Here is an 8,569-nt window from a genome sequence, read left to right as displayed (position 1 = left end):
CCACACACCCTTCCTCGAGTACGCCAGTGAGAGGATGAAAGAAGAAGTGGAGAAAATAGCGTTCAAAAAACCAAAATGGCCCATAGTGATGAACTCCACTGCCGAACCAACCGAAGATCCAGAGGAGATAAAAAAGAACGTAATAGAGCAAATAACAGGTCCTGTTCTCTGGAAACAATCGGTGGATACAATGAAAAGAATGGGTGTGGAAGAATTCGTAGAGGTGGGACCAAAAACGGTTCTGAGAAATCTCTGCAAAAGGATGGGAGTGAATGCGGTACACTTCACCGAACTTCTCTCAGGATGAAGGCGCCATCTATAAGGACTGGGACCACACCGAAGAGGTCCTCTCTCAGACAGAAATCTATATCTTTTTCGAACCCAAAGAAGATCAGTCTTCTGGCGTGGGAGGAGTGCTTTTTTATCTCCTCTCTTACGCTTTTTACCGATTCAAAGTATCTTTTCGCCACAAGAGCACCGTCTACAAGATCATCTCTTTCCAGCCTCTTCACGATCATTCCAGCAAGTAAGAAATCCTCCAGAGAGAATTTTCCGTTGGTTCCGGCACAGGCAATGGTAATACTCTCTTTTTCTTTCAGATACTCAACGACCGCAGAGACATTCAAAAAAGACGCGGCGATGATGCTATTACCTTCTATCTTCTCGATCACCTGGGTGCCGTTCGTTGTCGTGAGGACGATGGTTTTACCGGAGACTACTTCACTTTTATACTCCAGAGGTGAATTTCCGAGATCGAAGCCTTCGAGCTTTTTGGCGTTTCTTTCTCCACAGACAAGGGTGTTCTTACTTCTTTTTGCCAGGGCATCTTCCACCTTCTTCACGGGAACAACTTCCCTTGCACCGTTCGCAAGGGCGGTGACAATAGTACTGGTAGCTCTCAAAACGTCCACGACCACCACCGTTTCATCCTTCACGACAAAGCATGGTACCATCACAACGTCTATCATCCCATCACCCTCTCCAGCATCTCGTCGAGGTCCTTCGTGTTGAACGGGTTGTAAACGGGAAGATCTGTCCTGAACGGTGTGTCCAGATACACCCCGGCCACAACCCTGGTGCCTGAAAGCATCTCTATTAATTTTCTTTCTTCCTCGAAATTTGGCCTTTTGGGTATCTTTGGAAAAGATTCGAAGTGGTCTCGCTTCGGATCGTGAACCAGGAAGACAAAATCGGGGTTGGATCCGTGGAGAAGTCCCAGAGCGACCTGACCATAAGCTGGATGTCTCAGCGCTCCTTGTCCCTCAACGAAGACGATTTCTTTTCCCATCCGTTCCAGTTCCAGGATGGTTTTTTCCACCACGCCAGAAACGAAATCGGCGGGAATGGCGTCTATCACGCACCCCGCGTCCGCACCTATCAAGATCCCGGTCTGACCTGTGGCCATGAAACCTGCCTTTATCCCCTTTTGAAGTGCCCTTTCCCAGAACTGAACGGTGGTTGTCCTTTTCCCAACCACACAATCCGTTCCGAAGACACCAACGACTTTTATTTCTTTCCGGTATATATCACCGGAGAAGACTCTCAGATCCACTGGTGGAACACGAACGTCTACAATTCTCGCCCCGCTTTCCCGAGCCAGTCTTAAGAACTCCGTTTGCTGAGAGATCTTGAAGTGAAGTCCAGACACAACATCAAAACCACTTGACAGGGCATCTTTCACGAGCTGAGCGATCTTTTCTTCAAGATACCCCCCCGGATTGGATATGCCAACGATCACAACTTTCGCACCGAACTCTTTAATCTTTCCTATCGAAGATACTACAGGAACATCAAAACGAACCGGCTGGACAAAATCACTCGCTTTCTTTCCATCGTGCTCCGCAACGATGCACACTGGCTTGAAGAGTCTACTGTGTCTGAGAAGACCGTAGGTGGTCTTTGCATGCAGTGTTCCCAATTGTCCCCAGGCTATTATCGCGACAGGAGTCCCTGGCTGGTATAATCTCCAGAGGTTCATCCTCTTCCCTCCATTTTTCTAAGATTCTACCACAGGGGGAGTTTTTCTGAGGATAGCAGTCGTTGGCGGATCTTTCTGGGACATTTTCGTGTTTGGAGAAGAGCCTCATTCGGTGGTGATCAAAGAGTCGCCCGGTGGCTCAGGATTGAACGTGGCATACGGACTTTTCCTTCTGGGGTACGACGTGGATTTTTACTCCAACGTTGGAAATGATCATAGAGGAAAACATATAGTGAAAATCCTGAACGATAAAGGATTTGACATATCGTGTATGAGGATCATTCGGAGTGGAAGAACAGGGCTTTTCATAGCATTCAACGACAAGCCTCTTGCCGTCGAGCCGGGTGTAAACAGAGAAAAGGTTGATGTTCCACTCACAATGGACGATTACGATCTTGTCTTCGCGACGGGTGAAGTGCCAGAGGAGACTCTAGAGATTGTGTGCAAAAGGGGTCACAACGTGGTGATTGATATTGGGCCCAGAGCGAAGATCGACACCACCGATTTGAAGGTACTTGTCATAGGAAACGAAGAGGAGTGTTCCAGAACCAGATGCGACGTGGTGAAGATGGGGCCGAAGGGTGCAAGATGGGGTGATCTGGTGGCAGCGGCAAGTGGAGAACCATTCCCCTACTCCCTTGGTCTGGGGGATCTGTTCGATGCTGTACTGATCCACGGGCTCATCAGAGGAAGATCACGTAATGAAGCGCTTGAAGAAGCAGTAGAGTACACGCAACTTTTCGGCCAGAAAGATCCGGTAACGCCCTTCGAAAGAATTTCACAACTCGAATTTCTCAACACGAGCGACAAAGCGTCTAAAGATCACGACAAACCCGGCGACGTTTCCTGTCACGACGGACAGTAGAGACAGTATGAACAGAAGATACGACCCGAGCGAAAGAACGTACCCGAGAACGGCCACCACCCCGAGGGCCAGAAGTTGCACCAGAAGAACTTGAGGTGTGGAGAAGACTTTCGCAGGGTTCGCGAGTTGTCCCGCCTTCTCCCACTTCGAAAGAAGAAGCCCGATCGACGAGACAAGAAGATAAAGGCTCAGACACACAGGAATGAAGGAAAGATAGAGAAAACGCCTCTGGTAAAAGACCAGGAAGACCACGTAGGCTGAAACAACGATGGTGTTGAGAGAAGAAGGAACGAACACCTTCGAAAGAACAATATCTCTCACTCTGACAGGAAAAATCTTCGGAAGGGGCCAGACTTCCATTTCCTTTCTCCAGAGCATGGCAGTCATCGTGGCGTTGTAGAGGGCAGAAATACCGCATGCGAAGATTAATCCGAAATCTGCACTTCCTACGATCGTCATCAGAACACCAAAGCCCACCGGGTAGAAGAGAAAGTAAACCATCCTCTCTTCGCGAACGAGTGTGATGAAATCCTTTTTGAAGAACCCTCTGCCCGGAAACTTCTTCTCTCCAACCTCACGTTCTCTTTCTCTCACGTATGTGATGGGCTCAAAGACTGTTTTTTGTGCTATTCGGTGAAAGACCAGAAAGGAGAGAATCGTGAGAAGAAGTTCGTAGACAAGGAAAATGGGTTTGACGTGGGAAAGAACAGGATACGCCAGAAAATTCCACTTCGAAGCGACGAATCTTCCCACTGATGCAGCAAAATCTGGAATGTTCACGATCACCAGAAACCCAAAGACGGCAAGAAGCTGTATCACGGAGGAAAGTCGACGCGCCGCTGACTGACTCAAAACCTTTCCAAAAACTATCGACAGTATCGAACCCAGAAAGACGAGGAAAAAGAGATGCAAAATTCCTGACATCAGTGGAATTAGATCTTTAGTGAGAAAAGAAAGCATCAGAAAGTTCAGAAACATCGCTATTAAAACAAAGGATTGATAGAAAAGGGACATCAACATCTGATAAATGACAATCGTGCTCCTTTTGATCGGCATGGTGAGAAGGAGTTCAATTTCTTCCTCCAAAACAAGAGAATGAGAAAGGTAAAAGGAAATCCCAAGGAGAAACATCACGGAAAACAAGGTGGTTGAAAACGTCAAAGAGGCAACGAGAACTTTTTCTCCGAATTTGTTCAACAGTTCCTCGAAAGTCTTTCCCATGAGAGAGTAAAAGAGCACCCCTATCATCAGAACCGAGAAAAAGATAGTATACAAACCCTTTTTTCCCTGAGGACTGGCGTACTTCATGAGGACAAAGAGTTTCCTCATGACTCACAACTCCTTGATGATTTCCTCTATTTCCTCGTTTTCCGCTGTGAGTTGAAGGAAGAGGTCTTCCAGAGAGGCTTTTTCCTGGCCCGCAAGTTTTCTGAGTTCTTCCATGGTACCCTCCGCTATGAGTTTTCCCTTGTTTATGATACCGATCCTGTCACACATCTTCTCTGCGATCTCCAGAATGTGGGTGGTGAGAAATATTGTAACCCCTTCGTCAGCATACTTTCTCAGAAGGAGCTTAAGGATTTTGGCACTCTTCGCATCGAGCCCTACCGTGGGCTCATCCAGAAAGATCACCCTGGGTTTTCGCATGAAGACACTGACCAGCATGAGTTTCTGCTTCATTCCATGTGAAAGTTCCCCCACTCTCTTTCCAAGGTAATCCACTTTGAAGGCCTCGCAGAGTTCTGCTATCCTCCTGCTGGTCTCTTCCCTGTTGAGACCGTATATCTCCATGATGAAATCCAGAAACTCCTTTCCCGTCAGGTGAGTGTAGATCTTCGGCTCGTCCGGGACAACTCCGATGCTTTTCTTTATCTCTATCTCGTGTGACCTCATGTTCATTCCAAGGAGCTCTATCTCACCCTCGGTCGGCTTCAAAACACCCGTGAGCATCCTTATGGTCGTGGTCTTCCCAGCACCGTTTGGTCCCAGAAAACCATATATCTCACCAGGCCTCACCGTAAGATCGATATGATCGACAGCGACGAAATCACCAAATCTTCTCGTCAACCCTTTGGCAATTATCAAAGGAATCAACTCCTTTCTTTTACCACCCATCTACCGCTGACGAGTCTCACTCCCAGATAAACGAAGGGAGTGTCGATCAAAGCGATGATCAGTTTCACTGCGTACTGAGAGAAGGTCATCTGAACGAGAACACTTCCAGAAACCGTTCCGCCGAATGCCAGAGAGATGAACGCAAGAGTATCGATGAATTGAGAGACCATCGTGGAAAGGTTGTTCCTGAGCCACAGATGTGATCCTCTGGTGATCTTTTTCCAGAAGTGGAAGGCCCAGACATCGTGGGACTGCGAAAGAACGTAAGCCAGGATGCTCGCAAGGACGATCCTTGGTGTCGCACCGAACACCTTCACAAAGGCTTCGTTGTTTTCGAAGATGGCAGCGGGAGGATAGAAGACGGTGATCTGCGAGTAGACTACAAGGATCAACGAGGTGAAGAAGCCTGTCCACACCACTTTCTGAGCAGTTCTTTTTCCATAAACCTCCGACACAATGTCCGTTACAGCAAACGTGATCGGATAGCACAGAACCGCCACGGGAACAAGGAAAGGACCTATGTTCACAAGCTTCCCGGCGATCACGTTCGAGATGGTCAGGGCAGCAACGAATATTCCTGTCAAAAGTATCAATCTTTCATTCAGCTTTTCCATCGTTTTTTCCCTCCAGTGAACCTATCTGTGTTGTGGTCCTTATCCCGCCTCTTATATTGTATATTACAGTGACTCTCAGACGATCCGTTTTCAGAAGGCTCTTCAGGTCTTCGTAGATTCTTTTCGTCGCTTCTTCCTGATATATTCCTACGTTTCTGAAGCTGACGAAATAGTACTTCAGAGACTTGAGTTCAACGATCTTTCCACCATCGGGATAGTACTCTATGATCACCTTGCCTATGTCCGGGAGGCCAGAAAAAGGACACACGGCGGAGAATTCATCGGTTTCGATCTTGATGTACTCCTCTTTCCCATCAAAATCTATGGCTTCCAGAAAGTCTGTTCTTATCGCATCATGCCCTTTGAAGTCAAAGATTCTTCCCTCTGCCTTCGGCATGTTCTCACTCCTCCAGCATGAGTTTTATCTTGCCCAGCACCTCTTTCGGATTTCTTCCAAACACCCTTATCATCGCCTCTTTTCCCCACCATCCTTCATCGTATATTATGTCAGGAGGTGATTTCAGCTTCAATATCGCCTGCTCTACCATCCACACCATGGATTGACCTTCTTTTTTCTGAACCTCCTCCGGTTCCTCGGATCTGTCGTAACGGTAGACTTTCAATCCCTTTCTCTTCGCCCTCTCCACATACTCCTTCTTGTACTTTACATTCGTCGTACACCTCAGATGCGGATAGAATCGCATCAAGGCAACCGTCATCCGCGCAGTGTGGGACTTGTCCTTGAAAGAAGCACAGGACACAGCAACTGCCTTTCCCTCTTTGAGGCGGATTCTTCCTGGAAATTTTCCCACTTCAAACTCACTCTGTGCCCAGGGCAAAGCGTAAGAAATGTTCTGACCAACCTCCGGTACTGTGAAAGGCCCTATCTCAAGGAACTCGGGAAGAATTTCGTCCAGCGTGTTGAGAACATCGTATTTGTGCCAGTCACGGAGGAGCTTCTCTGTTTCCACCACTCTCGATGATCTTTCCAGGATCTTTCTCAACAAATCCATGGCAGATCTGATCGCTTCTTCCACCGGGTAATTGAGAGCCAGAAAACCAGCAACCGCACTGGAAAAAGCGCAACCTGTTCCGTGGAACTCTCCAGGTACTCTTGGAGTTTCAAAGACAAGGTCCCTGTACTTCACCCTTATTCTGTCACCTTCTTCGTGGCCACCTGTAATGATGAAGTTTTCCTGCTCCCCAATTCTTCGTGCTTCCTTGCTGTTCAGCACGACGTAGTCAGCATACTTGGTGAATTTCTTTACTTCCTCCGGATCTTGAAACTTGAAACCAGAAGAAGACTCAAGTACAACGTTCCACACAATGATCGAATCTGGAAACATCTCCTTCAATCTTTTCACCACTTTGGGAAGAACAAGACCAATCTTTATCGTCTTCGGTGGGGAAAGTACCTCTACCTCCTTTCTCATCTCCTCCCAGTCCCTGAAACTCACCGAAAAGACCCTTTCTTCATTTTGAACCGTCAGAGCGGAGATCACCCCGTGTGTCTTCACCCCAAGGGCAGAGAGAGTCTTCACATCTTGAAGGATCCCCGCCCCCGCGGAAGGGTCGAGCCCGGAAACAACCAGTACCATCATAGATCCCTCCAGTACTCGAGGAGCCTCTCCAGACCTTCACTGCACTCCGGGGTTGGTTCTATAACGAAGTCTGCGTCTATGTCTTTTATGAACTTTAAAATTTCAAAGAAATTCTTCGAATCACCCCAGGGAGCGTGATGACACCTCTTATAGGTCTCGGTATCAGCGTAGTATATGTGGAACTCTTCTATCAGGTCTGAAAGCTCCTCGATGAACTTCACAGGGGAAACACCATAGATCTCGGCGTCAAGAAGAAGATGACCTATATCCACACACATGGTGCATCCCGTGTTCTCCAAAAAGATTCTGTAGTCCTTTGCACCGTGAAAATGATCGTTTCCGTGGACGTTTTCCGCTCGAACTTCGATGATCTCCACTAGCTTGGAAAATTCTCTTTCCAACTCCTTGTATATGGAAAGCCAGTTTTCTTTTTGAACAGCATTTGGAAAGTGAACAACCATGTACTCTGCTCCGATCTTTCTGGAAAGCTCGGCACACTTTCTGTTCACAGAGAATGTGTCTTTTCGCTTTTCTTCGTTCAACGAAGTAGGATTTGGATGATGATCAGCGTATCTGTAAACAAAAGGAGCATGAACACCAAAACTCTTACCCGCAAAGAAGCAGAGGACACGCTCCAGGTCCTCCATTTTGAAGAAACCAAGCTCGTATACATCGGCCTGAGGTAGTGTTTCGAGAAGATCTGTATTGCTCCTTATGATGCTCGTAGAAACACCCTTCCTCAAGAGAACTCCTCCGCTATCTTTATCGCACAGAAGGGGCCACACATGGAACAACCCTTGTCAGGATACGGCCTTTTTTCGTACTTTTTCCTCGCAACGTCCTTTCCCAGGGAAAGTTCAAACATCGTTTCCCAGTCGAAACTCTTTCGTGCAAGGGCCATACGTCTTTCCAGTTCCCAGGCTTTCTTGTTCCCGCGTGCAACATCTGCTACAACCGCTGCTATCTTAGATGCTATCACACCCTCTCTCACGTCCTCGGCATCTGGAAGGGAAATGTGCTCCGACGGAGTCACATAGCAAAGAAAGTCCGCACCGTAGTAGCCGGCGAGGGCGCCTCCGATCGCGCAGGCAATGTGATCGTATCCCATCGCCCTGTCGGTGGGAAGGGGTCCAAGAAGAAAGATGGGTGCGCCTTTTCCAACTTTTTTCATGAGTTTTACGTTCATCTCCACTTCGCTCATCGGTACATGGCCAGGACCTTCCAGCATCACCTGAACTCCTTTTTCCCTTGCCCTCTCCACGAGTTCTCCCATCACAAAGAGCTCTTCGAACTGCTGAGTATCGCTTGCGTCCACCACAGCACCAGGCCTCATTCCATCTCCAAGACTCAGTGTAATGTCGTACTCCTTTGCGATGTCTAAGAGCTCATCGAAATG

General features: G+C 47.8%; 10 protein-coding genes and 1 pseudogene. 2 read left to right on the top strand and 9 right to left on the bottom strand.

What is annotated here, in order from left to right; translation table 11 throughout:
- Nucleotides 1-307 (top strand): annotated as a pseudogene (locus J7K79_RS03520) (malonyl CoA-acyl carrier protein transacylase); the annotation flags it as partial.
- Here J7K79_RS03520 and J7K79_RS03515 read toward each other — a convergent pair.
- Together J7K79_RS03515 and J7K79_RS03510 are read right to left on the bottom strand one after the other, a co-directional pair.
- Complete coding sequence (locus J7K79_RS03515) at nt 285-968, bottom strand: 2-phosphosulfolactate phosphatase family protein (protein WP_296905232.1); 684 nt, start codon at nt 966-968, stop codon at nt 285-287. The pseudogene J7K79_RS03520 and the gene J7K79_RS03515 overlap by 23 nt on opposite strands.
- A complete protein-coding gene (locus tag J7K79_RS03510; RefSeq protein WP_296905230.1) occupies nt 965-1,978 on the bottom strand; it encodes a DUF1611 domain-containing protein in 1,014 nt (337 codons plus the stop codon). The genes J7K79_RS03515 and J7K79_RS03510 overlap by 4 nt, the downstream gene beginning before the upstream one ends.
- A gap of 112 nt (nt 1,979-2,090) precedes the next feature.
- Here J7K79_RS03510 and J7K79_RS03505 point away from each other — a divergent pair, with 112 nt between their 5' ends.
- Nucleotides 2,091-2,843, top strand: coding sequence for a PfkB family carbohydrate kinase (locus tag J7K79_RS03505; protein ID WP_296905228.1), 753 nt, complete (start codon nt 2,091-2,093; stop codon nt 2,841-2,843).
- Here J7K79_RS03505 and J7K79_RS03500 read toward each other — a convergent pair.
- From J7K79_RS03500 to J7K79_RS03470, 7 genes are all read right to left on the bottom strand, one after another.
- Nucleotides 2,757-4,172: a hypothetical protein gene (locus tag J7K79_RS03500; protein ID WP_296905226.1), complete on the bottom strand. Its 1,416-nt coding sequence runs from the start codon at nt 4,170-4,172 to the stop codon at nt 2,757-2,759. The genes J7K79_RS03505 and J7K79_RS03500 overlap by 87 nt on opposite strands.
- A gap of 3 nt (nt 4,173-4,175) precedes the next feature.
- On the bottom strand, nt 4,176-4,928 hold the full coding sequence (locus J7K79_RS03495; protein WP_296905224.1) for an ABC transporter ATP-binding protein: 753 nt from the start codon (nt 4,926-4,928) through the stop codon (nt 4,176-4,178).
- Nucleotides 4,929-4,933: 5 nt separating this feature from the next.
- The gene (locus J7K79_RS03490; protein ID WP_296905221.1) at nt 4,934-5,572 is read right to left on the bottom strand and encodes a queuosine precursor transporter; all 639 of its coding nucleotides are present in this window, start codon (nt 5,570-5,572) and stop codon (nt 4,934-4,936) included.
- Nucleotides 5,556-5,969, bottom strand: coding sequence for a preQ(1) synthase (gene queF / locus J7K79_RS03485; RefSeq protein ID WP_296905218.1), 414 nt, complete (start codon nt 5,967-5,969; stop codon nt 5,556-5,558). The genes J7K79_RS03490 and queF overlap by 17 nt, the downstream gene beginning before the upstream one ends.
- A gap of 4 nt (nt 5,970-5,973) precedes the next feature.
- Complete coding sequence (locus J7K79_RS03480) at nt 5,974-7,170, bottom strand: thiamine-phosphate synthase family protein (protein ID WP_296905216.1); 1,197 nt, start codon at nt 7,168-7,170, stop codon at nt 5,974-5,976.
- Nucleotides 7,170-7,916, bottom strand: coding sequence for a sugar phosphate isomerase/epimerase (locus tag J7K79_RS03475; RefSeq protein ID WP_296905214.1), 747 nt, complete (start codon nt 7,914-7,916; stop codon nt 7,170-7,172). Before J7K79_RS03475 ends, J7K79_RS03480 begins: the two co-directional genes overlap by 1 nt.
- Nucleotides 7,913-8,569, bottom strand: a 657-nt coding sequence (locus J7K79_RS03470) for a phosphomethylpyrimidine synthase ThiC (protein ID WP_296905212.1), incomplete at its 5' end; no start/stop codon positions are given. The genes J7K79_RS03475 and J7K79_RS03470, both read right to left, overlap by 4 nt.

The sequence above is a fragment of the Thermotoga sp. genome, from assembly GCF_021162145.1.
GTDB lineage: Bacteria > Thermotogota > Thermotogae > Thermotogales > Thermotogaceae > Thermotoga.
Note: the sequence above shows the minus strand (reverse complement) of the source record. Positions and strands in the feature narration are given on the sequence as shown.